Here is a 26,584-nt window from a genome sequence, read left to right as displayed (position 1 = left end):
AGTAGTCTGTCAATTTTGTTGTGAGGGGTTTTTGGTAGTGCGGAGAGGAGTTTCCGGGGAGATATTCTTACTCCAGGGCATCTTGCCAGCTACAGTCCCTGATTTCAACCCTGACGACTAATAGCCTTTTCATGCGTTCTGAATCTATGTCAGTTCATGATGGCTACTTACAAACTAACTTTCAACCACAATATTTTCCTTCAAAGCATTATTCCGCTTATTCAAAACCTGTAACACAACTAAACCAGACAAGGTACTCAAAGCCACCGCCAGCCAAGTATATTGCGCCACATCATGGGATTGATCGATTAGCCATCCACCAATAATTGGACCAATTACATATCCAATTGTCCAACATTGATAGGCGATCGCAGTATAAGCTCCTCGTAAATGTGCAGGTGCCAATTCCGAAATCCAGGCGGAAGATGTAGGCTTATAGATGATGGAAGCGATCGCGAAAACGGCAAATATTCCCAACTGATAAATCTCTCCGGTATTACCCAAAAGCGACACCAGCAAGAAACCCACACCCCAAACAGCCATGGAAATCATCAGCGCATTCAAATAACTCAACTTAGCGATAACTCGTATGACTGGAACCTGTAACAATGCCCCTAAACCCACATAACCCCAGGTAAACAAATTCGCCACAACGGCATCCGCAGTTCCGCCAAAATTCACAAAGTAAAGTGGTAAAGTCCCACCAGATAAAGCAATATAGCTAATAAATAAAGTATTTACCAATAAATAAATCAACAACCGTGAATCAGTTAAAGCTGTTTTCCAACCCTTCTGGATTTCCTGAATTTCTTGCGTTTCACTGCTCGACTCACGGGTTTCCCGCATCGCCACAGTAAATAAAAGTAGTAGGATGAAAAATGCGATCGCACTGGCAGCAAAGAGCAATTCCGCCGGATGCAGTCGCTTTAATAACAATCCACCTACCAAAGTCCCGGCACCAAATCCGAGATTATCCGCCACACCCAATAGAGAAAAGGCACTTTGACGCTGTTCAGGTAAAGTTACATCCATTACTGATGCATCCGCAGCAGTCCAGTATAAACCCGTACTTAAACCAAAGACAATATTCGCCAGCAACAACAGCGAAAAACTTTCTGTAAATACAGCAATTAATGCAGAGATAACGGCAAAAGTAGAGGATAAAATTAAACTTCGCCTGCGTCCAAATTTGGGAGAATCAGCCAAAATTCCCCCCAAAATATTCCCCGCAAATCCCGCTACCGAACCGCCACCAACCGCAAATCCAACTTCCGTCGCCGATAAATTCCCATAGTTGACAAACACAATTGGCATGTAGAAAAGTAGGACTGCGGAACCAAGTTGATATAATCCACGGGCGATGGTTTGTACCCACACTTGCTTGGGGATTGGGGTTTTCATGTTTGGGTTTTGCTTTCAGGATAATGTTAACTATTGTAAAGGTAATTTTCTGGCAACATCTATTTTGTCACTGATTATTGCAAATACTGTCAAAGCAAATTAGTTTTGGTAGACTCAAAAAGATGCAATACTACTAAACTCTCAAGTAACAAATATTCCTGCGTCTTCCTCATGGAGATTTTGCCTCGATGTTGTGTCTGCTGCGAATTGAAAATTTTGCCCTCATTGACCAGTTAGAACTAGAATTTGGTGCAGGACTGAATGTACTCACGGGTGAGACTGGTGCAGGGAAATCGATTATTCTGGATGCGATCGATGCTGTTTTAGGTGGTAAAGTATCTAGTCGAGTCATTCGTACTGGCACGAGTCGGACTTTGGTGGAAGCAACCTTTGCCACAAATCATGCTTTAGCTGGGTGGTTAAGCGAGCAAGAAATTGATTTACTTGATGCAAGCTCAGTAGTAATAAGTCGCGAAATTTCTGCCACTACCAGTAATATCCGCAGCCGATCGCGTGTGAATGGGGTTTTGGTTAATCGTCAAGTGATGAACGAGTTACGGGAAAAACTCGTGGAAATCACCGCACAAGGTCAAAGTGTTCAGGTGGGAAAGTCTTCCCAGGTGCGGGATTGGTTGGATGTCTATGGTGGGGATGCCCTTCTCCAGCAGCGTCAGGCGATCGCCAGTGCTTTTGTAGTGTATCAACAGGCACATCTAGCTTTAGAACAACGCCGTACCTCTGACCGGGAACGCTTACAGCAACTCGATTTACTTACCTACCAAGTGCAGGAATTGGGTGCTGCAAATCTCAGTGAACCTGACGAACTAGAACAACTGCAACAGGAATGCGATCGCCTCACCCATGTGGTTGATTTACAACAGGCAAGTTATAAAGTTTACCAAGCTTTATATCAAAATGATGGTAATGATGGCGATACACCAACTGTCACAGACTTACTTGGTGATAGCGAAGGTGAATTATTGGATATGGTTGAGTATGATTCTCAACTACAGGATTTATTAGATTTGATTCGCGATGCTCAAATGGCTGTGAGTGAGGTGGCGCGCCAAATTAATACCTATGGTGAAAATTTAGAAGCAGACCCCCAGAGGTTAGAGGAAGTAGAAGCACGGATTCGTGAACTTAAACAAATTATCCGCAAATATGGTCCCACTTTAGCGGATGCGATCGCTCATTACAACCGTACCCAAGCGGAGTTGGCAGCCCTTACCGATAGCGAGCAATCCATCGAGAATTTAGAACAGCAGGAAAAAGCCTGTTTCCAGAAATTAACCCAAGCCTGTGGCAAGTTAACGGAAATGCGTCGCCAAGCGGGGAAGCAATTGGAAAAGCAAATCATCCGCGAACTCAAACCCTTAGCGATGGAAAAGGTACAATTTCAAGTAGAAATAGTGGCGACTTCACCAACCCCTACAGGTGCAGACAAAATCACCTTTATGTTTAGTCCCAACCCTGGGGAACCTCTGCAACCCCTTTCAGAAACTGCTTCGGGTGGAGAAATGAGCCGCTTTTTACTGGCTTTAAAATCATGTTTTTCCCAAATAGATGCACCGGGAACAATGGTATTTGATGAAATCGATGTCGGGGTATCGGGAAGAGTTGCCCAAAGCATCGCCGATAAATTACATCAAATTAGCCATCAACAGCAGGTATTATGTGTTACTCACCAACCTCTGGTAGCGGCAATGGCAGATAGACACTTTCGAGTTTCTAAGCAGGTTCTCAATCAAGTCAAAGGTAAAAAAGAGAACAATGGTAACGGTGAAGAGAGAACCGTTGTCAGGGTGACAGCATTGGATAATTTAAACAAACGTCGAGACGAACTCGCGCAACTTGCAGGCGGCAAATCAGCACAGGATGCGATCGCTTTTGCAGATTCTCTACTCCTCCAGGCAGATAACCATCGTAAAGGCAAGAAAACAAAGTAAGGAAGGTGGATGTGGATTCAATAAATTATAAAAGTAGGGTGCTGTTAGCGCAGCGTAACGCACCATTTTATATTATTATTTTTCTCCGCGTCCCTCTATCTCCCCATCTCCGCGTCAGTTTTATCGTTGCTATTTAACCGGGCATGATGTAATCCCTACCTAAACCTGCTCCTTGGCAGGTGGTACAACTCCAGTTCGATCTAAACCTGCATCAATTTTCCGCAACACTTGAAAATCGACTTCCGGCAAGAGATAACTGTTGTAACTCGCCAGCGTTGGTTGTTTTTCCAAAAATGAGAATGCTTGTCTAAATTGATACGGAGTCGCTGGAATCGGTGCATCCAAATGACAGGGAATAATTTGTTGAAAGTCCCACTGTGCAACCCTATCAGCCCATGCTAGTGTTTCCTCTGGCGCTCGGTTGAGAATCAAAGCTTGTAAAATTGGTGCTACGAAAATGCGACCATCACCCCGTAAAGCCTCAAAAGAACGCTGCCAATCGACTTTCCATTGGAAGGGATATAAGCCAAAGTAGTTTTTGCGGGAACGATTACTGACTTTGGCAGCATCACGAAACACACTGCCCCATTTCGGTATTTCCAAAACACTTGGCTGAAAATAAAAAGCAAATAGGGCAACTCGCCACCATCCTCGACGACGATTTTCGGCATTATCGATGACAACATCGAAGGCTCGATCTCGCGCATGGAACAGCAACGGGTAAGGGTCTAATTGTAGTATGGCAGGAGGTTCTGCGGGCACAGAAACAATCGTATCTGTCAACAATAGGGTTTTTGAAGATTTGTGAAAGAAAGCGACTTCGGCGAATTTCCCCGCTCCCAAATCGATCGCCCCCAGTATCTCATAATCAAACTCTGCGGCGAAAGGTGTTTGACTACTATCTTCGGGAAGTATGGAAGTGCGTTTACTGGGCAAACCCAACCAACTTAAGGGCAAATTCAGGGGAAAACTCCACTGACTCGGAGCGACAAAAACCTCAGCATGGGGAAAATATCTAGCAAAGGGACCGACAAAAACTTTATGTTCGATACCGGAGATTGTAGGTAAAATAATATACTTAACCTCACCATGCTCCGCCACTAATTCATTCACCAAACGAATACATTCTGGAGTTGGGGCGACAGGTGCATAAACAAGTAAACCTCCCTCATTCAGCTTCACCACCGTCATCCGAATCGGGACAATCACATAAAAAATACCTTGAATTTGTTCAAAAGTCCAAATTGTATTTTTAATGACTTCCCTACGGATAGTTTGCCGTTTTCCAAAGGGATAAATTGGCAAAGTAAACCAAAACTGCCATGAAAAATCTTGGGAATTTTTTACCTCTTCAGCCTGCCTTGCTTGCCCGTTCATTTTATCTTGCGATCGCACTTTCTACATATTTATTAGCTTACTAGGAGAAGTGGGGAATTGGGATGGAAAATTGGGCAATAAAACTTAAATATTCACTTTAAATATTCAACTTAAATATTCCTACTTAAATATGCACAAATATCAACCTAGAGAATCTGATTGATGATGGCGATTTAGCAGTACATTAGTAATATCAGGTCAGTTCAGGTTCAGAATATTTTACTACTGATTCTCCGAAGAAATGGAGCTATAGCCAACGATAGCACCATGATTCTAGCTGATTCCGAACTCATTTTCATATATTAGGAGTTATTTATGTCCTTAAAACCTCTTCCCCTCGAATCTGCCACACTAGTCACCATCATTGGTGAAGCTGTGCTGCAAGATAATCTGATCAAAATGTTGAAAACTCTCGGTGCCACTGGCTATACTGTCACTCCAGCTAGGGGAGTCGGTAGCCACGGCAACCGGATGGGAGACATTCCCGGTTACAATACCAACGTTGAAATCAAAACTATTGTTTCTCCAGAAATCTCCGATGCTATTTTCTCCTCCCTCATGGAATATCAAGGTGAACAAGGATTTATTGCTTTCCGACACAATGTGGAAGCTTTGTATTAATTAATATTAAGATAATTAAGTGCGATCGCATGAACTAGAAAATGCTCTCGATTTTGCAGGATTATTGAGTCTGAAAAATATTTTGCACCATTTTTTTCTTTAAACTTGCCGCAATTTGATCTAATTCTGCAACTTCACCAGCATTTAATATCCATCCCAAAGCACCAATATTTTCCCTGGCTTGTTCTACAGATTTAGCACCAGGAATCGGAATTGTTCCTTTCGCAATACACCAATTAATTGCCACCTGAGAAATACTTTTATTTCTGGCAACTGCAATTTCATCCAGACATTGAAACAGCGATTTCATCCCCGGTAATAACTGCCGACAAACCAAACCACGAATCCCTTGAGGATAATTATTTTCCGAATATTTTCCCGTTAATAATCCCAACGCCAAAGGACTATAAGCAATCAACTTAATCCCCAGTTCATCGCAGACATCTTTCAATCCTAATTCAGTTACAGGATAAGTTGATAGTAATGAGTACTGAACCTGTAAACTTGTAATGGGGATACCGCGATCGCGAAATCTTTGATGTACCCATCGTAATCGTTTGGTTCCATAATTGGATAATCCCACGCCTTTTACCAAACCTTGCTCATACAAATCTGCCAAACCATCCAACAGCGCCCCCTCTTGCCAAGGCGCATAATTTGCAGTTGACCAATGCATTTGTACTAAATCAATATTGCGTCCCAAGCGTTTTGCGGAAGCTTTCCCCGCAGCAACCATTGAATGGCGAGTTAATCTCCAAGGATAAGCAGCCAGTTTTGTGGCAATACAAATATCATTTTTGTTATCACCTGAATATGCTTGAGCAAAACTGCCTAAAAGTTGCTCACTACGTCCATTTAATTTGCCAGTTCCATAGGAGTCACCTGTATCAAACAGTGTCACACCGTTATTAACGCACAGGTTAAAAACCTCTTGCAAACCACTATCCATACTTTCATCATAACCCCAGAGCAAGCGATTACCCCATGCCCAAGTTCCACATCCCATTATTGGTAGAGAGAGTTTTGGTAAAGAAAATGTTTGGCTAGTTTGCATATTATGGAAGATTAAATAAAAAGATTTCAGTCCAAAAAAATGATTCAGTTATGGCGATTATGACTCTATAGAAAAGAAGTTTGTAGTAATATCAATTCTGGGGAATCAGTTCTCATTAATTTTTCGCCGTGCCCCCTATCTTTCTATCTCCGCATCGATTTTAATATAATTATTTGGCAACTCTGATATTATCCATCTTCGTTTTCTCCAGTGACATGAATTAACTTATTTAAATTAGTTGCATCCACTTCATAGGCTGCGCCAAAACCAACCACAAACCTTCCAGAAGTTGGAGTTAATTGAAAAATGCGAAAATCGGGTAAATCGCGAAATAGTTTAATGATGTTACCAAATCTGGCTTCAAAATCAGAGTTGACTATCATCCATGTTGCTGTATCACGTTTTAATAAACTGGCATTACATTCATAGCTTAAACGGCGACGAGCAAATATTTGCTGAGTTTTGGATTCATCTTCCACAAACAAGACACTCGCTTTGGGTACGTCATTGAGATTTTGTGTATGTGTTGAAAGTCCACTCACATATATATAGATATTTTTCAAATCATCCATCACAAAAGGAGCATAGCTAGCATTGGGGATACCATCTTTGCTAACTGTACTAATGACAGCGCTTTGGAATTGTTCAGTAAAGGTTTGATATGCAGCTTGGATAGCTTCAAATTGTGACATGGGTAGTTATGGGTGAATTGGGAATTGGATATCAGGTAATTAAGTAGATGTGCCAAAAGTTGCTCATACACCAGCACGGAACTGTTTGACTCTACGCCTCTACGATAATATACAATTTCTCATCTCAAAGTTAAAATATCATCAACTCAGCCATGCGATCGCAAAAAAAGCTTCCCTGGGGATAGGCAAAGATGGTAAATATTTTATTAGTAAAGATAATTTTTCTTCCCATTCTCTAATGGTGTCAGAAATTTAACAACTTTTGACAAAAATCTCACTAAAAATGCTCAAAATATGCATTCAAGTTGAGAACAAATTCATAATTTTTACATCCCTCTAAGGATTGAATTGCAATGAGAAAAACCTTTTTATCCTTCGTTTCATTACTGCCTTTACTATCTTGGAATAGCGCCATCGCCGCCCCAGCAGTAAACACACCGGGAATCGTCATCCCAGCCAAAAAAGTATGCAAAATTGCTCAAGCCGCCGAAACAGAGAATCCGACTACTGTTGAACAAGATACTATCGTCGGTACTGTTTATGCTGTCACAGGTGATATCGTCATGGTAGAACTTGATGGTGGAGGCACTAAACATGTTTCCCTCGATCGCCGCGAAGTCGGACATATGGGACAATTAGTAGGCTCACGAGTAACAATTACCCCCTTCTTTTGCAAACGGATTAATCTTACCCCGCGTCCTATTGTTACTCCCCCAGCAATTGAAGTTCCCAAAATCGAATCCACACCAGCACCAACGCCTGAACCAGTACCAGTACCCGAACCAGCACCAACAGAAGTTCCTACACCAGCACCTTCTCCAACTATTGTTCCCCAAACTTGGTAATACCAATTCTCCCAAAGAAAGTAACAGATGGTGACGCGGGGACGCACAGATGAAGAGACACGGAGATTTATTTTATCTGTTGCCCGATTTTGGCAAAACGGTATGATTGGGAGTTTTCATTGATTTAAACTAAATTCTCGGATTTTCCTTTGTCTCTACTTAGACAAAAATTTCGTTTATTGATCTGAAAACTGCTGCGATCGGCGAATTAACAGTGTGGTAATATTTCAGTGTAACCACATAGATAGGGCTTACGCATGGATTGTCAATCTACGTAATTGCCACATCAAACAGCAATTACCAAGTTTTTTGTCACTAGTGCGTAAGTCTTAACTCAATCTGCATAGATTTACTCTAAATAGATTTAATAGTGGCTGTTTTGCGTAATCCAAATATCGTTTTGCGGTACTTTCCAGATGCGCTGGACTAGGAACAATCTCAAAGATTTTTTGGCAAAGCGTTTCCTTACCTTTGCAAGCATGGCATTAGTTTTTAGTGCGGGAGAATTCCTATTATCCCAAGCACAACCAGCTATTGCACAGTCATTATTCAAACCCATAACTACCAATGATGCTGTCGAAGCAGTACCAATCCCCCAAAATCAACCTAGTGAAACTGTTCCCGAAGTTGAACCGATAGCCGATGAAATTCATCTGGTAGTGAACTTAAAAGCAAAAAAGGTGTACGTATATCGGGGTAATGAGATAATTGCGAATTATCGGATTGCAATTGGAAAACCTGGTTGGGAAACACCAAAAGGTACCTTCCAAGTTTACGAACAAGAAATTAATCCGATTTTCAAAAGCTTTAAAACTGGACGCATCATTCCCTCTGGTCCCGAAAACCCCCTCGGACCTCGTTGGATTGGGATTTGGACAGATGGTAAAACCAGATTAGGATTTCATGGTACAAACCAACCTGAGTTAATTGGTAAAGCCGTATCACATGGATGTATCCGAATGCATAATCAAGATGCGATCGCCCTTTATGAGCAGGTAAAAATTGGTACAGTTGTCAAGATTGAACCTTAGTTGATTGAGTTATCAAACTCCTGTAAAAGAACAAGTATTGTACATTTTGTCAACTACTTTTACTCAACTAGCGAGAAACCCCGATTTTTTAGAAGTCGGGGCTGTGAAAACTCAAAAAATGTCAGCCGAATTAATAATTTCGCTTCATCATTCCACTTAGGAAATTGAAATTCTTATCAATTCCGCCCAGAAATTCCAAAATAGTTTTGACATTGCGTGGAGTCTGAGACACTAACGTATCTCGCTGCACTAAATCCTCAAAATCAACCTTTATTTCCCCTTTTCGTTCCGTTTTCCCATCACCTTCATAAAACTTCACCCCTGCTAGCTGCATAATTTTAATCATTTCCTCTGCAATCACACCATAGCTAACCGTTGATGGATGAACACCATCCAGGGAGAATAAACCACCTTGAATTCGACCTTGAGCTTCAGAAAGAAGAAATTCTGACGTTAATCTCGGAGAAACCGCTTCTAACGCAGGTGGTAATTGATACTCACCTCCGACCTCATCCCACCAATCGGGACGGGCATCTGGGTCTTCGATGTAGCGACGTGATGCCGAACGGTCAAGCAAGCCACAAAGTTCAAATAGATACCAGTCTTTACCTTCCAACCGCGCTTGCCGTACCACTTCGGTAATGGCTTGATTATACTGATCGATCGCACTATCAATTGCCCTAGCTTCATTTTCAGTAATGCGTGGGTGCTTGTCTGGATTAAAATCAGCATCTTGAATCCAAGGTAAGGAATAGTAGGGAAAATACCGGGAATGATTTCGGGCTTTTCCACCAACTCCATGTGCTAATGGAGCAATTGTGATATGGGGCACAGTAGAAAGAATTACGTGACGAGCGCGAATTTTTTTGATTTCCGCTACCAATAAATCCAGTTCAGCTTTGAAGTGAATTGGTCGCCAAACTGTATATTTATCATTGACACTCATATCGTCATAACCTTCTTCGCTCCAGGATACATTAAAAGTCAAAATTGAACCCAGAGCATTATTAGAGCCAACCATGACAATTAAGGTTTCAATCCCTTCGCTGTCGGCACTACCCTCTTCGCCGAGTAATGTTGCTGCTTGTATCGGTGTGAGTGCATTCCCAAAGCGATCGCGTGCTGTATTTAAAACATAACAGGAAGCACGTTCGTTATGATTTTCGACAACTTTACGTATCCAGTCATTTTTAGGTGGATTTTTGGCAAGAACATCCAAGCAGATATCTGCATTGCGGGATAGTGTATTGCGGATATCCCAGCCATAAATCGCCAGATTATGGTTAATTTTGCCTTCCTGGGGGAATTTTGTGCCCCCACCGCGTTCCCAATAATTTTCAACCCGATCTAAATATTCACGAATAAACAAGATGACGGGAATCGTATTCAACCAGGTGATTTTATCACCAAATTTCTTGTGCAAATCATTCGCTAATTTTTCCAAATTAAGCGGTAAGCCAGCATCGGGACTATTGTAAACAGGATGACGCAGTTCTTTCCAGCCCATTTCTTTGGCAATAATTGCAGGATAGGACAAACTAGTATTATGGATAGCACCACTTTGAAAACCATGTGTAAGTGAGTCCCCAATTGTCACCAAGCGGTGCGGTGGTGTTCCCTCTTTGGAGATATTTACCGCAATCCCTAGCGTCGGATCCATAATTGGTTTGCGCGCTTCAAAGCTTATTTGGACATCTGATGGTGTTTTGGGATCATGGTATTTAGAGTTGGAAGAATTAGAAGAATTAGAAGAATTAGATGCACCCGACATATGTACCCCTTCATTTGCAAGTAGTCATTTCCCCAATGATGTTTTATCTTAGATAATCAACATCAACAAAATAAGAGAATGTTCACCCATTAGGGTTAAAAATAGAGGCTATTTAGGTGATTGGGAGTTACCAGACAACAAAAATAGTCACGAATTCATTAACATTCAAAAATTAATCTGGGAAACGATATTGATTTCAATTTTGATAAAAAAGCTCAGATTTTCTTATTTTCAATAATGGACAATTAGCGTCGTATATCTTATCATGTATACGCCAACACCCATGTGATTTAAATTACTTATGTAAAAGTTGGATTTATTGCCAATGTGTGATTGAAGTCGCGAAATCATATTCAGGCTTTTGGGTAGATAGTGTAAAATACTACCTGTTTTTATAGTTGATAAATTATTGAACGTCAATTTTCTGAAAACCAGCAACCAGTAAAAATACATCACCAGCATCAAAAAGTAAAAATAGCTCCATGGAGGTTTAACTGTGCGATTTGGAATTGATATTGGTCATAACTGTCCCCCTGACACTGGCGCTCGTGGAATCAAATTCGAGGATAATTTGACTTTAGATGTTGGTAGTCGAATTATCTCAAAATTAAAATCATTAGGTCATGAAGTAATTGACTGTAAACCAGCAAGAGCGAGTAATGTTAAAGATTCTTTATCACGCAGATGCGACTTAGCTAACAATACAAAAGTTGATTTATTTGTCTCAATTCACTTTAATGCTTTCAATCAGCAAGCCAATGGTACAGAAATTTATGCAGTCGGCACAGAAGGAAGAAAAGCCGCAAAACCTGTATTAGATGAAATTATTAAATTAGGCTTTTTTAATCGGGGCATAAAAAATGGTTCTCATTTATTTGTGCTGAGAAATACCAAGATGCCAGCGATTTTAATTGAAAGTTGCTTTATCGACTCCAGAAAAGATATGGCATTATTTAATTCTGAGGCGATCGCAAATGCTATTGTCAAAGGATTAACTGGCGAATTACCAACAAGACCTGTTATTCCTATTCCTGACGAAGAAGATAATGCTGATATTACAGTTTTGAGATTGCAACGAGCCTTGAATCGACTGAAAATTACTGACAAAGATGGCAAAATTTTGCTCGAAGACAATACAATTGATGTGCAAACAAAACAAGCACTGGAAAGATTTCAGCGTATTGTTGGTGTGCAAGTAACTGGTATTATTGGTAACACTACCTGGGAAGCCATAAATCAAATTTTAGCCAAGCGAATTATTAGACCTAACCATGCTGGAGGACCAGTTATACGTTATATACAGTATCGTGTCGGGGTCGAAATCGATGGTGTTTATGGAACACAAACAGAAGTAGCGGTGAAGAATTTTCAACGACAAAATGGTTTACTGGCTGATGGAATTATTGGACCAATTAGTTGGCAAAAGTTAATTGGTTAAGTCTAGGTTAATCTGATTGACTTTTATGCATTCCGACGTTGCATCTAAAACATCTGTAATACTTGATTTTTTCATCAACCAAAATGGATTCCTCTAGAAATAATGAGGTTAAGAACTAGGTTAAGACTTAGGTTAAGAAAACTCTTAACCTAATTATTTTTTATAAAGTCGCGGGCTATCAGCTTCAGTATTCGGGTACAATTAGCGACTGGTATTACTGTATTTGCAAAAGGCAAAGCGCATCAAATAATGACAACTTCTCCAGTCTCAACTTCTAACACCACATCTACCCAATTTACTCCTTCTGAATGGGTAATTGACCATAATGGCAAGAGTGGATTATCTATTCGTATTCAAGGTGAATGCCTTTTTAAAGAAGAATCACCATTCCAAACAGTAGAAGTATTTGATACCTACGACAGAGGAAAAATGCTGACAATCGATCGCATGGTGATGTGTACTGAATCGGATGAGGCAAATTATCATGAGATGATTGTTCACGTACCCATGTTTGCTAATTCTGGTATTAAAGATGTACTGGTAATTGGTGCAGGTGATGGTGGGACAATTCGAGAATTAATGCGTCATCCCAGTATCGAGCGGGTGACAATGGTAGAAATTGATGAAGTTGTCGTGCGTGCCTCAAAACAATTTTTACCAACTATTTCTTCGGCGTTAGAGCATCCCAAATTAAATTTACTCATCGACGATGGGATTAAATTTGTTAAAGAAGCCAAAGACAATTCCTATGACTTGGTAATTATTGATTCATCTGACCCCGTAGGACCATCGGAAGGACTTTTCAGTAAATCCTTTTATGAAGATATCTTTCGTTGTTTACGTCCCGGTGGTGCAGTGACAATTCAAAGCGAATCACCTCTATTTCATCCCGATGCCTTTGTGGATTTAAATAAATGCCTTAAAGAAGTTTTTGGTGTTAGTTCAGTACATCCTTATTTAGTATTTATTCCCATGTATCCGACAGGCATGTGGAGTTTAACCTATTGTTCCAAACAAGGAAATCATCCTGTCAATAATTTTGATCGAGAAAAAGCGGCAAAATTCACTCAAGAGCATAATTTGCGGTATTACAACCCAGATATTCATCAAGCAGCATTTGCTTTACCGGGGTATATTCAGAAGATGATGCAAATTTGATTTAACTAATTCGATGAACCTCAGGAATGTGGGTTAAATAAAGTCCAAAAGTAGGGTGCTGTTACCAGAACGTAACGCACCTCTCAACAAAACTCAGTGCATGATCGAGATGTTTTAATGCTAATGAAAAGCCACTTGCAACAATTTTCTCTGATAATCTATTCATGCTGGATTGTCAGTAACTTAGCTAGAATGGTTACAGATTGTAATCCGATTGCAACCATATAGACATAACTTTTCGCTTCTCTGTAGCTGTTATGCAACATTCGTAACATAGACAACTAAGATTATTGAATTTAATCACTAACCCAAATGGCTGAATTAATTTTAATCGTTGATGATGATGCTGTGACGAGGGGACAGTTGCGAGAATTACTTCAGCAAGCAGGATATTCCGTCGCCGAAGCCAGCGATGGTGAAGAAGCATTAGATATTTATCAACAATTAAAGCCAGACATGGTGTTGTTAGATGCTTTGATGGAGCGCATGGATGGTTTTACTTGCTGCCAGTTGTTGCGTAATCTTGAGAACAATCAAGCCATCTATAGCATTTCTAATATTCAATCTAATATTCAATCTAATATTCCAATTTTAATGATTACAGTTCTATCCGATCAAAATTCGGTGGATAGAGCTTTTGCGGCTGGTGCTACCGACTATATTACTAAACCAATCCACTGGCAGGTATTACGCCAGCGTGTACGTCATTTGCTGGAAAGTAAGCGCACGGTGGAGGAATTACATTATCAAACCGAACAGGCAAAACGACGGGAAGCCCAATTAATGATGGCATTACAGTCAGCACAAATGGGAATTTGGGACTGGGATATTGCCAACGATCGCGTAATCTGGTCAGATAATAAAGAGGCACTGTTTGGTTTAGAAAAAGGCTCTTTTGCAGGGACTTACGAGGCTTTTTTACGTTCCATTTACCCGGAGGATCGCGATTTAGTCGTCAGTGCAATTCAAGATGCAGTCAAACAGGCTACAGAGTACGATATTGAATTTCGGGCATTATTACCTGATGGGACTATTCGCTGGATGGCGAGCAAGGGTGTCGTTTTTTACGATGATGCAGCTGTTCCTGTCGCCATGTCTGGAGTGGACACAGATATTACCAAGCGCAAAGAAGCAGAATCAGCCTTGGAAACATATGCCAATCGCCAAGCATTGGTAGCAGAATTGAGTCAATTAGCCCTAGCTGGAATTGATTTGACAACATTAATGCAGCAATCAGTAAATGCGATCGCAGCAAGTTTAGGTGTTGATTTCTGCAATGTTTTAGAATTGCAAGAAGGCGAAAATAATCTTTTATTGCGGGTTGGGGTGGGTTGGCAACCGGAATTACTCGGCACAGCCAAAATCAATTCTGAATTTGCCCAGGCACTATTAGCAAACGAAAGTTTTCTTGTCTACGATTTTACGACGGAAAGCCGTTTTATCCCCCCAGATTTACTTGCCTCCCAGAATATAGTTAGCTGTGCCAGTGTTTTAATTCATGGAAAAGAACTCCCATTTGGGGTTTTAGGGGTATATGGGACGACACCCCGTGATTTTAGTCGCGATGAAATATATTTTTTGCAAGCCATTGCCAATGTCCTGGCAGCCGCCATAGAACGGAGATTCACAGAAGAGAGACTACGTCAAAGTGAAGAAAGATTTCAAATTGTCGCCCAAGCCACAAATGATGTCATTTGGGACTGGAATTTAGAAACCAATAGCTGGTGGTGGAATGAAAATGTCCAGACTTTGTTTGGTTACTTACCGTCACATATTGACCCCTACGTAACTTGGTGGCGCGATCGCATTCACCCCAAAGATAAGCGCCGTATCATCTCAGATATTCAAAGTGTTATTGATCATAAACAACAAGTCTGGTCAAATGAATATCGCTTTCGTTGTGCCGACGGTTCCTATGCTTATATTTTTGACCGTGCCTATGTGGTTCGCGATAGTTCCGGGAAACCAATCCGTGTAATTGGGGCAATGATGGACATATCCGAACGCAAGCGGGTGCAAGAACAATTACAGCGTCAAAACTTGCGATCGCAATTATTCGCAGATTTCACCCTCAAGATTCGCCAATCGTTGCAAATTGAAGAAATTCTGCGGACTAGCGTCAACGAAGTCCAAAAATTACTTAACTCCGACCGGGTAGTCATGTTACGATTCCGTGCTAATGGTGCGGTGACAGCAGTCCAAGAAGCTGTAAAAATAGGCTTTCCCGTGGTTTTAGGTAGAGACATTGTTGATCCCTGTTTTGGAGAAGAATATCTGGATAAATACCGTCAAGGACGCATCAGTGCGATCGCCAACATCGCCGAATCCGATATTCAACCTTGCCATCGGTCATTTTTGCAACAATTCGCTGTCCAAGCCAACCTAGTTGTGCCAATTCTCCTACAAAATCATCTTTGGGGATTTTTAATTGCCCATCAATGCAGCCATCCTCGTGTCTGGACAAGTTGGGAAATCGAGCTACTGCGCCAACTAGCAGATCAAATCGGTATAGCCCTCGCCCAAGCTAAATTACTCGAACAAGAAACCCTACAACGTCAAGAACTCGCCCGTTCCAACGAAGAGTTACAACAATTTGCTTTCATTGCTTCCCACGATTTACAGGAACCGTTGCGAAAAATCCAAGCATTTGGTGACAGGCTCAAAGTTACCTGTGAAGGTATTCTTCCCGAACGAGCCAACGACTATCTCGAACGGATGTTGAATGCCGCCCAGCGAATGCAAGCATTGATTGACGACTTATTAACCCTATCGCGGGTGACAACTAGGGCACAACCATTTATACCGATTAATTTGCGGCAAATTACCCAGGAAGTTTTGTCTGATTTAGAAGTGCGTATCCAGCAAAGTCACGGCAAAATCGAACTTGGTTATTTACCGACAATCAAGGGAGACCCGTTACAAATTAGACAACTATTACAAAATTTAATCGGTAATGCCCTCAAGTTTCATCTGCCCAACAAAGTACCCATTGTGAGTATTTACAGCGAAATGACTACGGGTGAAGATAGCGAGGAAATATGTCACCTGACAGTTGAGGATAACGGGATTGGATTTGATGAAAAATATTGCGATCGCATTTTCCAAGTGTTTCAACGTTTGCACGGGCGCAGCGAATACGAAGGCACAGGTATTGGTTTAGCTATTTGCCGTAAAATTGTCGAGCGCCACCAAGGAAGTATTACTGTCCAAAGTCAACCCGGACAAGGTACAAAATTTATTGTCACATTACCAAGTCATATCAGCTTCGCCTGAGTAATGACGATAAAACCGACGCGGAGAAAAATTAATAATAACTCATCAGCTGGACTTGATATCATACCTGAATTTTTGAACCAACGAAAAATAGTATAAAATATTCCTTAAGTATACTTAGTAAAGAACTGTACAAAATTAATTGTGATACCTAATTCTTGACACCTGAGTTCTTTGTTAGTGCAGATACAGGTAAGCTATGGAACGTAGAAGGTGTGATTGATTCAGGCTCACATAAATTGATGGTAATTCGCTGCATAAACTCTCGGAAACTCCTGTAAATATAATAAATAAGTATTCATCCTCAGAAGCACTACTTCGATGAACAACTATTTGCATCTGCTGAGTTATTGGAGGTTTCTATTTTTTGTGCTTGGGAACGTTTCTTTTACTTGCAATAAATAGTAATAGAAGTATATTAATATTGACTTTCTCATTGCGATTTAATGCTGAATTAATACTTTTGTCCCCCTAGCAGGAGAAAATATATAGTGAAGGGTCAGCAAACAACCGTCAGAATTTTATTAGCAGATGATGACGAGGATGATTGCATGTTAGCACGCGAGGCATTGGCGGAAAGTCAATTGTCTAGTGAGCTTTGTGTGGTTAAAGACGGCGAGGAATTATTAGATTACTTATACCATCGCGGTGAATATGCTAATCCAGACATTTATCCCCGTCCAAACTTGATTTTGCTAGACTTAAATATGCCTAAAAAAGACGGTCGTGAAGCACTCAAGGAGATAAAAAATGACCCGAAACTTAGACAAATACCAGTCATTGTTCTCACAACATCAAAAGCTGAAGAAGACATATCTCGGACATATTATTTAGGTGCAAATTCATTCATCATTAAACCAATGAATTTTCCATCATTAGTAAAAATGATGCAAAGTATAGGAAATTATTGGCTGGAAATTGTAGAATTGCCACTTTAATTTGGGGAGGCAACCATGAAAAATAGCCCAATCCAAGTTTTGCTGATCGATGATGATGAGGATGACTATATCCTAATTCAAGATTGGTGTAGCGAATTTCAGGTTGTGAGTTGTCAATTGGAATGGGTAAATAATTATGAAGGCGGCATTAATTCCATAGCCCAAAATCAACATGATATTTATCTAATTGATTATCGTTTAGGCGAAAGTAATGGTTTGGAATTGTTAAGTAAAGCGATCGCCAATGGCTGCTGTGCCCCGATAATTTTACTTACAGGTAGAGGCGATCGCCAAATTGATATTCAAGCAATGGAAGCAGGTGCAGCCGATTATTTGGAAAAAAGTCAATTAAATTCGGCATTATTAGAGCGATCGATTCGCTATGCTTTAGAACGCAAACGTGCCGAACGTAAAATTCGTCAACAAGCAGCATTAATTGATGTCGCTACTGATGCTATCTTTGTCTGCGATTTAAACAATCAAATACTTTTTTGGAACAAAGCATCGGAAAAATTATATGGATGGAGTCAAGAAGAAGCTGTTGGCAAATATACCTCCCAGTTATGGGACGAAAAGAATTTGTTACAAATCCAATTGGCATCTAATCTCCTCCTCACAAATGGTTCTTGGGAAGGCGAGTTAAGACAAACAACAATTTCCGGCAACGAAATCATTGTTGAAAGTCGCTGGACATTGGTGACAGAATTCGAGGATAAATCCCAGGTAATTCTCGTAGTTAATACTGACATCACGCAAAAAAAACAACTAGAATCGCAATTCTTCCGTGCCCAACGCTTAGAAAGTATCGGCACCCTGGCAAGCGGCATTGCCCATGATTTAAATAATGTCCTTGCACCAATTTTAATGACAGCACAACTTTTAGAATCACGTGCCGAAGACGATCGCAGCAAAAAACTGTTACCAATATTAATATCTAACGCCAAACGCGGAGCCAACCTAGTCAAACAAGTTTTATCATTTACAAGAGGCATTGAAGGTGACAGAACACCACTGCAATTCAAACACCTCATCTATGAAATTCAACAAATCATCAAAGAAACTTTCCCCAAAACAATTCAAACCACAATCCACATTTCCCCAGAATTATGGACAGTCTCCGGCAACTCTACCCAACTCCACCAAGTGTTAATGAATCTCTGCGTTAACGCCCGCGATGCCATGCCAGACGGAGGAAAATTGACTATAGAGGCGGAAAATCTATCTATAGACGAAAATTACACGAAAATGAATATAGAAGCTCGAATTGGCAACTATATATTAATAATCGTCAGCGATACAGGTATTGGCATTAGTCCTAAAATCATAGATCGTATTTTTGAACCATTTTTTACAACTAAAGAACTGGGAAAAGGTACTGGGCTTGGACTATCGACTGTTTTAGGAATCATCAAAAGCCACGGTGGATTTGTTAATGTTTATAGTGAAGTTAATAAAGGTAGTCAATTTCAAATCTATTTACCAGCTTTACAAACCCCGGAAACAATTGAAGATGGGGATATCGATGTTAACCTCGGCAACGGCGAATTAATTCTAGTCGTTGATGATGAAGACTCAATTCGCGATGTCACGAAAGCCTCGCTGGAAAGCTTTAACTACCAAGCTATTACTGCTAGCGATGGTATCGAAGCCATAGCCCTATATGCAGAACGTTGCCACGAAATATCTGTTGTTGTCACCGATATGGTAATGCCAACAATGGATGGACTCACCACTATCCGCACCCTCCAAAAAATTAATCCCCGCGTGAAAATCATCGCTGTTAGTGGGCTGGCTTCCACTGAAAAAATACATGCTGTGAGCGAAATCGGAGTCCAAGCCTTTTTATTTAAACCCTATACTGCCAAGCAATTATTACAAGCTATTAGCACAATTAAGAATTAAGAATTAAGGCTCTGCACTGTAGTCATGTATTCTATAAGTAACATGTCATTAAATTCATACCAAAAATAGTCCCTGCGTCGCTTCTATAGTGGGGTGAAAACAAAAAATTCTCCGCGTCGCCGCGTCTCCCCATCTCCCCCTCATTCTAATCCTCGGATGATGCGTTAATAATCGCCTTAACGCACCTTACGTTTACAAAAAATCGATTTTAATTAGAAGAATTATCTTCTTTCTTTTCATCTTCAGCATTAACTTTGGGAACCCAACCCGGAGTTTCTGAAGCTTCCCAACCTGCGGGGCGCTTTGAATTATACCAACCAATCGAACCGAGAATTACAGCTGCTAAAAATCCTCCCACACCCACAACTACTAAAGCTATTTGGAGATAAGAGTCATAGGAAGCTTTGTCCATAACTGCAAGTAATAAATTCATAGGATACCTGTAAATCTTGGTGACATTATATTAAAAAATATTAATATTTAATGGTCAAAAAGGGAAATGGCAGGAATAATTACCTAACTGATTACCAAACTTAGCCGGATATAAGTTCAACCGCATCACGCCCATCAAAACTTTGTAAATAAACCTTGACAATTTCCTCTTTTGCTGTTGGTAACTGCTTACCAATAAAATCCGGGTGAATTGGCACTTCTCGATGACCGCGATCGACCAAAACCGCTAAACGAATCACTTCTGGTCTACCATATTCATGTACAGCATTCAAGGCAGCACGAATTGTACGACCTTTAAAAATCACATCATCAACAAGAACAACAGTTTTTCCTGTCAAATCAAAAGGAATATCGGTTTTGGCTGGAGTTCGCAGACTAATTTGGTCTAAGTCATCCCGATAAAAGGTAATATCTAATGCGCCCACCGATACAGAAATGCCTTCTAATACTTCTATTTGCCGCGCCAATACTTCCGCAAGTGGCACACCTCTCGTATAAATACCGAGAAGCGTCAACTGCGATAAATCACGAGTTCGTTCGATAATTTGCGAAGCAAGACGGGTCACTGTACGGCGGAGTTCTTCAGACGAGAGAATCTCAACCACTTTCGTAGACAGATTCATATACCGATACCCCTGAGTTATTAATTACACTATATATAATTTGTGGAAATTGGTTAATAGTTAATGATGAGGAATTTTCCCCTTCCCTCTTTCCCTTTTTATCATTACCTAATCGCAGTAGTTAGGAATAGGGAGGTAGCAACCCCTAACCACAATAAAAAGCAGTATCGAGTTAATTTTAAAGCTTGATCAATTGTTTCGGGTTGGATGGGATAGATATTGTCACCCAATAATGGTTTGTGTTTGATAACCCCTTGATAGGAATTTGTGCCTCCCACCTGCACTTGAAGAATCGCAGCATAGACACATTCACTCCAACCAGAGTTGGGGCTGGGGTCTTGGGTTGCATCGCGATCGCAAATTTGCCATACTTGCATAGGTTTACCAGAAATCAGCGCTAAGGTAAGAACTGTGAGCCGACAGGGAACCCAAGTCAAAATGTCTTCTGTTTTGGCACTGAACCAACCAAGATGAGTATATGGTGCTTCTTTGTAGCCCACCATTGAATCAAGGGTGCTGCTGGCTTTGTATGCTAATGCCAGTGGTACGCAACCCACACCGGGAATTAATCCACCTAGAATTGCATAAAAGAGAGGAGCCATGACTCCATCGATGGCATTTTCTGTAACTGTTTCTAAAACTGCCCTTAATATCTCTGTTTTCGAGAGATTTTCGGTATCTCTGCCGACAAATTTCCTCAGATTTTGGCGCGATCGCTCAATATCTGCCATGATTAATGGTTGTAATACGGTTGCGGCGGCATTTCTTAAACTTTTGGCTGCGAAACAACTGGCAAGTAAGATTGATTCGGTGATAATTCCTAGTAATGGGTGGAGCGATCGGGTAAATTGAATCATCAAGGTGCTAATCGTAGCAGTTCCTATGATTAAAAAAATTCCCAGCAAAACTCCTGCTAATCGCTGTGTCAAAGAATGTTGACAAAATCGTAAACACAATTTGCTGAAGCTAGCAATTATCCACCCCATTAATTGAACCGGATGAAGCCAGTTAATTGGATCAGCAATTAAGTAATCTAAAGTTGCAGCAACGATTAAAACAAGGGTAGATGTCATTTGGCTAAAATTCTGAATCAAGAATACAGCACTCAGAATCTAGAATACAGCACTGAGAATACAGTAATCATTCATCACTCTCCCACTCCCCCACTCTCCCACTCCCCCACTCTCCCACTCTCCCACTCCCCCACTCTCCCACTCCCCCACTCCCCCACTCTCCCTATCCCCGCGTCTCCCCATCACTTAATTTTTACTTCCCGCAAACACCTAATTGCTTCCAACATTCCCCGCGCTTTATTCAAAGTCTCTTCATACTCCTTCTCTGGTTCCGAGTCAGCAACTAACCCTGCACCTGCTTGCACGCTCACTTTACCATCCCGCATTACCATTGTCCGAATTGCGATCGCGCTATTTAATTGTCCTTCAAAGTCGTAATATCCATACACTCCCGAATACACACCGCGACGGGATGGTTCTAATTCGTTGATAATTTGCATGGCACGGATTTTGGGCGCACCGCTAACGGTTCCGGCGGGAAAACAGGCTTTCATTAAGTCCCAGGCTGTCTTTCCTGCTGCAAGTTTGCCAATGACATTACTGACAATATGCATAACATGGGAATATCGCTCGACAACCATCAATTCATCCACTCGCACGCTACCGCTTTCGCAAACTCTCCCTAAGTCGTTCCTTCCTAAGTCTACTAACATCACATGTTCGGCTATTTCCTTGGGGTCTTGCAATAAATCCTGGGCTAAGGCATTATCTTCTGGGGGTGTTTTCCCTCGACGACGAGTACCCGCAATTGGGCGAACTGTGGCAATTATCTCCGACTCGGAATTGCGATCGGCTTTTACCATCACTTCGGGACTGGAACCAATGATTTGCCAATCCTGGAAGTGAAAATATGACATGTAGGGCGAAGGGTTGATTTGACGTAAAGAACGGTAAAGTGCAAATGGATCGCCTTGATATTCGGTAGTGAGACGCTGGGAAATGACGACTTGGAAAATATCACCAGCTTTAATATATTCCTTTGCCTTTTCGACACTGCGACAAAATTCTTCCCGCGTAAAATTACTTTGATACTCCCCTATTTCATCTCTCTCCCCATCTTCTTTTCTCTGCTTCCCTGGGGGAGTCCATTCCAAAATTGTTTTTTCGGGTGACAAAGGTGAGGATAATTTACTGACGATTTCGGCAACCCTCGCTGTTGCCTGTTCATACGCAGCTTTAATGTCACCATCCCGTAAATCAGCATATGCGATCGCCCAAATTTTCCGCTTTACTTGGTCGAATATCAACAGGTTATCTACCTGCATCCACAATCCATCAGGGATATTACGGTCATCTTGACTATGAATAGATACTTTTGGCTCAATCCATTTAATCAGTTCGTAGCCCCAAAATCCAAATAATCCACCGATTCCTGGGGGTAACTCTGGTAACTTCACTGGCTGAAAAGGTGCTAAACACTCTGACAAAGCTGTAAAAGGATCGCCCGTAAATACCACTTGCGAACCATCTCGATGCATCTGCGTTGTTGTTTCTCCCCTCGCTTCCAGTACCCATAAAGGATTACAACCAACCAAACTGTAGCGCCCGATTTTTTCGCCTCCTTCCACCGACTCCAGCAAAAAACTATAGGGCTGTCCTGCACAGACTTTATACCAAGTTGAAACAGGCGTATCTAAATCTGCCACCCATTCCTGATAAACGGGGACAAAATTACCTTGCTTTGCTAATTCGGAAAATTGGGAGAAATCAGGAAAAATCATAACTGTATTCATGAGTGATGAGTGCTGAGTCCTGAGTGTTTGTTCTCAGTACCCAGCACCCAGCACTTTAAACTAAATTAAACCTCGTGAGTAGCTTTACCACTAAATTTAATTTGGGAAGGGTTTGGGTTATCACCAATTTTGCGATCGACATAACGTACCTTTTCGCGTCCTTGGTTGACTTTTTCGGGGAATACGCCGTCTGCTGGGTGAATCTTTGAGGTTTCGCCGTTGGGAAGAATCCGGTAGATTTTATAATTTGTGATTTTAAACTTCCGGAGTTGTCCACCCAGAGCAATACCATACTCTTTACGAGCGAGGTACAGCAGGTTATCACCTTCGCGCATAGTAGCTGCGCCGCCAGTTGGCATTTCAAAGACTTGCGCTTTTGGGCTAGTCCAGGTAATTGCGTATTTTTCTTCAACTTCAGCTTTTGTCAGCAAGCCGCCAGTGCTACCTGCAAACAAAGGCATTTGTCCAGAAAGAGTTTCTGCCATAGGGATTTAACTCAACGTTTTTACGGCATCCTAACACTCCCATTGGGGCAATATTGCGATTATTTCACAGTCTGTAACAGTTTGTTGTTTGTGGTTAATTGTTATGGGGCAATTGGTAATACTCTGCGGTTCCCTAAAGCTACGCAATTTCTAGCGGTAAGTCTTTCCTCTAAGTAATCATACTGATAAAAATGCAGATGACGTAATTAATCACTTCACCCTCCTGACTTTTTACTCCTCATCCCCAACTCCTCATTCCGATTGCTGGCAACTGGAATTGTAAAGTGAAATTGACTGCCCTGATTTTTCCCTTTAGATTCTGCCCAGATTTCACCGCCCCAGCCATTAACGATTTGGCGACAAATTGCCAGACCTAAGCCTGTCCCGCCTGCTGTTCGCCGCAATGCCCCTTCTTCTTGGTAAAAACGGTCAAAGACGATTTCCAGGCGGTTGGGTTCGATCCCTCTACCTGTATCGGCAACGGTAACTTCAACCATGCGATCGCGGTTACGTTTGCCTTTAAGCGTGATTTTGCCGCCTGTTGGTGTAAATTTACAGGCGTTGTCGATTAATTTTGCTAATACTTCCACTAGCCAGTCTCCATCTGCTCGCACTAATGGTAAATTTTTGGCAATTTCGGTTTTAATTTCCGGTAATTCCTCCATTGTAAAGCGACTACGTGCCCGACTCAGGGATAAATCTATACATTCTTGTAATGTTAAGGATTCTGGATGCCATTCGACTCGACCGCTTTCGAGGTTGGAAAGTGTTAAGAAATCTTGCACAAGCTTTCGCATTCTCTCGGAATCTGATAAGGCGGTATTGAGCATGACTTGACGCAGTTCCAAGGGCATATCCGGTTCGGTGGCAAGGCTTTCCAGACAAACTTGGATTGTGGAAAGTGGGGTGCGAAGTTCGTGCCCAGTAATAGCGATGAGGTTGCTGCGGGTTCTATCCAGTGCTTCTAACTGCCCATTCAGGTCTTCCAAATTGGCAAATGACTCGGCTTGGATTAGTGCCGCTCCAATTTGGGTGGCGATCGCTTTTACCAAGTCGATTTCGCCGGCGTGCCACAGGTGCGGTGCGTTGCCACAGTAATGTAATTCAATGATGCCCAATAAACGTCCTTGATAAAATACGGGTTCGAGCAACCACGAACGAATCCCCAGCTTTTCGACTTGTTTCCACAATCCTGGGGAGTTAATGACTCGACTATCGTTCATTGTGTCCGCAACACATACCCCTTCGCTGTCCTGGACAACTTCTGCAAACAGGGAATTTTTGTCTAAATTCCAGCTTTGCCCCAGTAATGACACCCCCGAACCCAAATATTCATGTTCGACTATTGCTTGGGTATCGCTGGCTTGGGCACGGTAAATCAAACAACGACAAGCCCCCAAATGTTGCCCCAATTCCTGTACGGCTACTTGCAGGACTTCTTGAGGGTTTAAAGAACGTCTAATCGCTGTAGTAATGGAGTTGACTAAACGTTCTTTTTGTGCTTGGGCAGCAATGGAACGATAAGCTTTGTGTAGTTTGTATTGACTGGCTTGGAGGTAAGTGACTAAGCGTTGCACAAAGGGGTCTGTGTCAATGTCACAGGCATATTCGTTGCTTTGGGGCGGTTTATTCTCGCCAAACTTGGGGTTCAAATTCGAGCCAGGATTAGCACCCAGATGAAAACGCGATCGCGCTTGGGCGATTTTTGCTGCTAATTCCGGTCGGTAAACCAAAATCCGCTCTAGCAACAAGCTGGCAACTTGTAAGCTGACTCCCCGTTCCGATGTCCAGATACCTTCAAACCTTCGGGATGTATCTGTATCTAAGGTGGGACTGAGTTCACCCATTCGCTGTTTTTTGGCTAGCGATAGGGGAACCTCCCGACAAACCAAACAGGTGGCGTAGTTTTGGGCAATGACAACCAAATGCCACTCATTACTTAAGGCATCTTCCGGTTCAAAGGCGACTTTTTCGTAATAATCGGAACTATTAGCAAAATCTGTTTCCGGGGCGGATAGTACGTAGATGTGATTACTTCGCTGTGCCAGTCTTTGATAGCGATGTGCTTCCTGACGGTAAAAACGCTCGCGTTGGAAACTGGCAATAACTAACGGTTCCTCAAGCGTGGCTGCCAAAACTTGGTCTTCCATCGCATGGGAAAGCGCCGTCAGCGAAGCCTTGAAGTATAACTGAGGTCGCAGGTAGGGTAGGGTCTGTAGCAAATCGCTCAGTACCGAAGTCGAAATGCTCATGTATATCGTTTAGAGCGGCGATCGCCGAAAAAAACCATCTCTCAGCTGCATTGTACAAATTACAACGGACTTTCAGCCCATACAGTGTTTGCGATATGTAAAGATTACCAAATCACAGACTTTTACCATCGCCCTGAGGGGGGCAAGGCAAATAATTGGCTGATATCCATATCTAATACTTATTTATCAGATTTAGATTACTGTTTTCTACCAAAACCATCATAAATTAATTTATTGATATCTTTCCATATCTACCCAGTCAATTCTGTATTTTTGCTTTGAGAACTCAAAATTGTGCTGCGATCGCACAAAATATGAGTACAAAGAAATATATAATCTAAACGAATCAATATCCTCTAGCTTGATTGTTAGAGCTTATTTTTAGGCACTGTTGCTGGCTATGCCACGTCAATTTGGCTTTGTGGAACTATACACAAAAAATAGTGTATGGTTGAAAACTTACCGAAAACTGGGTTTAAAGCCCTGTCCTTCTAGGGCGGCTTTTGATGTTATAC

Annotated in this window: 22 protein-coding genes; 11 read left to right on the top strand and 11 right to left on the bottom strand. The window is 41.6% G+C overall.

Annotated features, from left to right (window positions below; genetic code table 11):
* Positions 1–174: 174 nt before the first annotated feature.
* Complete coding sequence (locus VB733_RS15535) at positions 175–1,401, bottom strand: MFS transporter (protein ID WP_323340962.1); 1,227 nt, start codon at positions 1,399–1,401, stop codon at positions 175–177.
* Positions 1,402–1,589: 188 nt separating this feature from the next.
* Here VB733_RS15535 and recN point away from each other — a divergent pair, with 188 nt between their 5' ends.
* Both recN and VB733_RS15525 read left to right on the top strand, forming a co-directional pair.
* On the top strand, positions 1,590–3,350 hold the full coding sequence (recN, locus tag VB733_RS15530; RefSeq protein WP_323340961.1) for a DNA repair protein RecN: 1,761 nt from the start codon (positions 1,590–1,592) through the stop codon (positions 3,348–3,350).
* A gap of 11 nt (positions 3,351–3,361) precedes the next feature.
* Complete coding sequence (locus VB733_RS15525; RefSeq protein WP_323340960.1) at positions 3,362–3,487, top strand: hypothetical protein; 126 nt, start codon at positions 3,362–3,364, stop codon at positions 3,485–3,487.
* A gap of 22 nt (positions 3,488–3,509) precedes the next feature.
* Here the strand turns inward: VB733_RS15525 and VB733_RS15520 are convergent, their stop codons facing one another.
* Positions 3,510–4,727: a DUF4336 domain-containing protein gene (locus VB733_RS15520; RefSeq protein ID WP_323340959.1), complete on the bottom strand. Its 1,218-nt coding sequence runs from the start codon at positions 4,725–4,727 to the stop codon at positions 3,510–3,512.
* 315 nt (positions 4,728–5,042) lie between these two features.
* Here VB733_RS15520 and VB733_RS15515 point away from each other — a divergent pair, with 315 nt between their 5' ends.
* Positions 5,043–5,348: a P-II family nitrogen regulator gene (locus VB733_RS15515; protein WP_323340958.1), complete on the top strand. Its 306-nt coding sequence runs from the start codon at positions 5,043–5,045 to the stop codon at positions 5,346–5,348.
* Positions 5,349–5,409: 61 nt separating this feature from the next.
* On the opposite strand, the gene VB733_RS15510 is transcribed toward VB733_RS15515, so the two are convergent.
* Positions 5,410–6,402, bottom strand: coding sequence for an aldo/keto reductase (locus tag VB733_RS15510; RefSeq protein ID WP_323340957.1), 993 nt, complete (start codon positions 6,400–6,402; stop codon positions 5,410–5,412).
* Between the two features lie 188 nt (positions 6,403–6,590).
* Complete coding sequence (locus tag VB733_RS15505; protein ID WP_323340956.1) at positions 6,591–7,094, bottom strand: HugZ family protein; 504 nt, start codon at positions 7,092–7,094, stop codon at positions 6,591–6,593.
* Between the two features lie 49 nt (positions 7,095–7,143).
* Here VB733_RS15505 and VB733_RS15500 point away from each other — a divergent pair, with 49 nt between their 5' ends.
* From VB733_RS15500 to VB733_RS15490, 3 genes are all read left to right on the top strand, one after another.
* Positions 7,144–7,350 carry a hypothetical protein gene (locus VB733_RS15500; protein WP_323340955.1) on the top strand — a complete coding sequence of 69 codons (207 nt, stop codon included), beginning with the start codon at positions 7,144–7,146 and terminating at the stop codon, positions 7,348–7,350.
* 97 nt (positions 7,351–7,447) lie between these two features.
* Positions 7,448–7,939: a hypothetical protein gene (locus VB733_RS15495; RefSeq protein ID WP_323340954.1), complete on the top strand. Its 492-nt coding sequence runs from the start codon at positions 7,448–7,450 to the stop codon at positions 7,937–7,939.
* Positions 7,940–8,355: 416 nt separating this feature from the next.
* Positions 8,356–8,970: a L,D-transpeptidase gene (locus tag VB733_RS15490; protein WP_323340953.1), complete on the top strand. Its 615-nt coding sequence runs from the start codon at positions 8,356–8,358 to the stop codon at positions 8,968–8,970.
* A 130-nt stretch (positions 8,971–9,100) separates the two neighbouring features.
* Here the strand turns inward: VB733_RS15490 and VB733_RS15485 are convergent, their stop codons facing one another.
* A complete protein-coding gene (locus tag VB733_RS15485; RefSeq protein ID WP_323340952.1) occupies positions 9,101–10,741 on the bottom strand; it encodes a hypothetical protein in 1,641 nt (546 codons plus the stop codon).
* Between the two features lie 496 nt (positions 10,742–11,237).
* Here VB733_RS15485 and VB733_RS15480 point away from each other — a divergent pair, with 496 nt between their 5' ends.
* The 5 genes from VB733_RS15480 to VB733_RS15460 all read left to right on the top strand — a co-directional run bounded on the left by VB733_RS15480 (position 11,238) and on the right by VB733_RS15460 (position 19,450).
* Positions 11,238–12,179: an N-acetylmuramoyl-L-alanine amidase gene (locus VB733_RS15480; protein ID WP_323340951.1), complete on the top strand. Its 942-nt coding sequence runs from the start codon at positions 11,238–11,240 to the stop codon at positions 12,177–12,179.
* Between the two features lie 249 nt (positions 12,180–12,428).
* A complete protein-coding gene (gene speE, locus VB733_RS15475; protein WP_323340950.1) occupies positions 12,429–13,337 on the top strand; it encodes a polyamine aminopropyltransferase in 909 nt (302 codons plus the stop codon).
* Positions 13,338–13,649: 312 nt separating this feature from the next.
* Positions 13,650–16,610, top strand: a complete 2,961-nt coding sequence (locus tag VB733_RS15470) for a PAS domain-containing protein (protein ID WP_323340949.1) — start codon at positions 13,650–13,652, stop codon at positions 16,608–16,610.
* 491 nt (positions 16,611–17,101) lie between these two features.
* Entirely contained in the window at positions 17,102–17,548 is a 447-nt protein-coding gene (locus tag VB733_RS15465) for a response regulator (protein ID WP_323340948.1), read from the top strand.
* Between the two features lie 15 nt (positions 17,549–17,563).
* The gene (locus VB733_RS15460; RefSeq protein WP_323340947.1) at positions 17,564–19,450 is read left to right on the top strand and encodes a response regulator; all 1,887 of its coding nucleotides are present in this window, start codon (positions 17,564–17,566) and stop codon (positions 19,448–19,450) included.
* A gap of 208 nt (positions 19,451–19,658) precedes the next feature.
* On the opposite strand, the gene psb35 is transcribed toward VB733_RS15460, so the two are convergent.
* The 6 genes from psb35 to VB733_RS15430 form a co-directional block, all read right to left on the bottom strand.
* Positions 19,659–19,883, bottom strand: a complete 225-nt coding sequence (gene psb35, locus VB733_RS15455) for a photosystem II assembly protein Psb35 (protein ID WP_323340946.1) — start codon at positions 19,881–19,883, stop codon at positions 19,659–19,661.
* Between the two features lie 100 nt (positions 19,884–19,983).
* Positions 19,984–20,526: a bifunctional pyr operon transcriptional regulator/uracil phosphoribosyltransferase PyrR gene (gene pyrR / locus VB733_RS15450; RefSeq protein ID WP_323340945.1), complete on the bottom strand. Its 543-nt coding sequence runs from the start codon at positions 20,524–20,526 to the stop codon at positions 19,984–19,986.
* A gap of 104 nt (positions 20,527–20,630) precedes the next feature.
* Complete coding sequence (cbiB, locus tag VB733_RS15445) at positions 20,631–21,599, bottom strand: adenosylcobinamide-phosphate synthase CbiB (protein WP_323340944.1); 969 nt, start codon at positions 21,597–21,599, stop codon at positions 20,631–20,633.
* Between the two features lie 182 nt (positions 21,600–21,781).
* A complete protein-coding gene (gene trpE, locus VB733_RS15440) occupies positions 21,782–23,320 on the bottom strand; it encodes an anthranilate synthase component I (protein ID WP_323341029.1) in 1,539 nt (512 codons plus the stop codon).
* Between the two features lie 77 nt (positions 23,321–23,397).
* Positions 23,398–23,817 carry a photosystem I reaction center subunit II PsaD gene (locus VB733_RS15435; RefSeq protein WP_323340943.1) on the bottom strand — a complete coding sequence of 140 codons (420 nt, stop codon included), beginning with the start codon at positions 23,815–23,817 and terminating at the stop codon, positions 23,398–23,400.
* A gap of 215 nt (positions 23,818–24,032) precedes the next feature.
* Positions 24,033–26,069, bottom strand: a complete 2,037-nt coding sequence (locus VB733_RS15430) for a DICT sensory domain-containing protein (protein WP_323340942.1) — start codon at positions 26,067–26,069, stop codon at positions 24,033–24,035.
* Positions 26,070–26,584 lie beyond the last annotated feature (515 nt).

It is taken from the genome of Calothrix sp. UHCC 0171 (assembly GCF_034931845.1).
Lineage (GTDB): Bacteria > Cyanobacteriota > Cyanobacteriia > Cyanobacteriales > Nostocaceae > Brunnivagina.
Note: the sequence above shows the minus strand (reverse complement) of the source record. Positions and strands in the feature narration are given on the sequence as shown.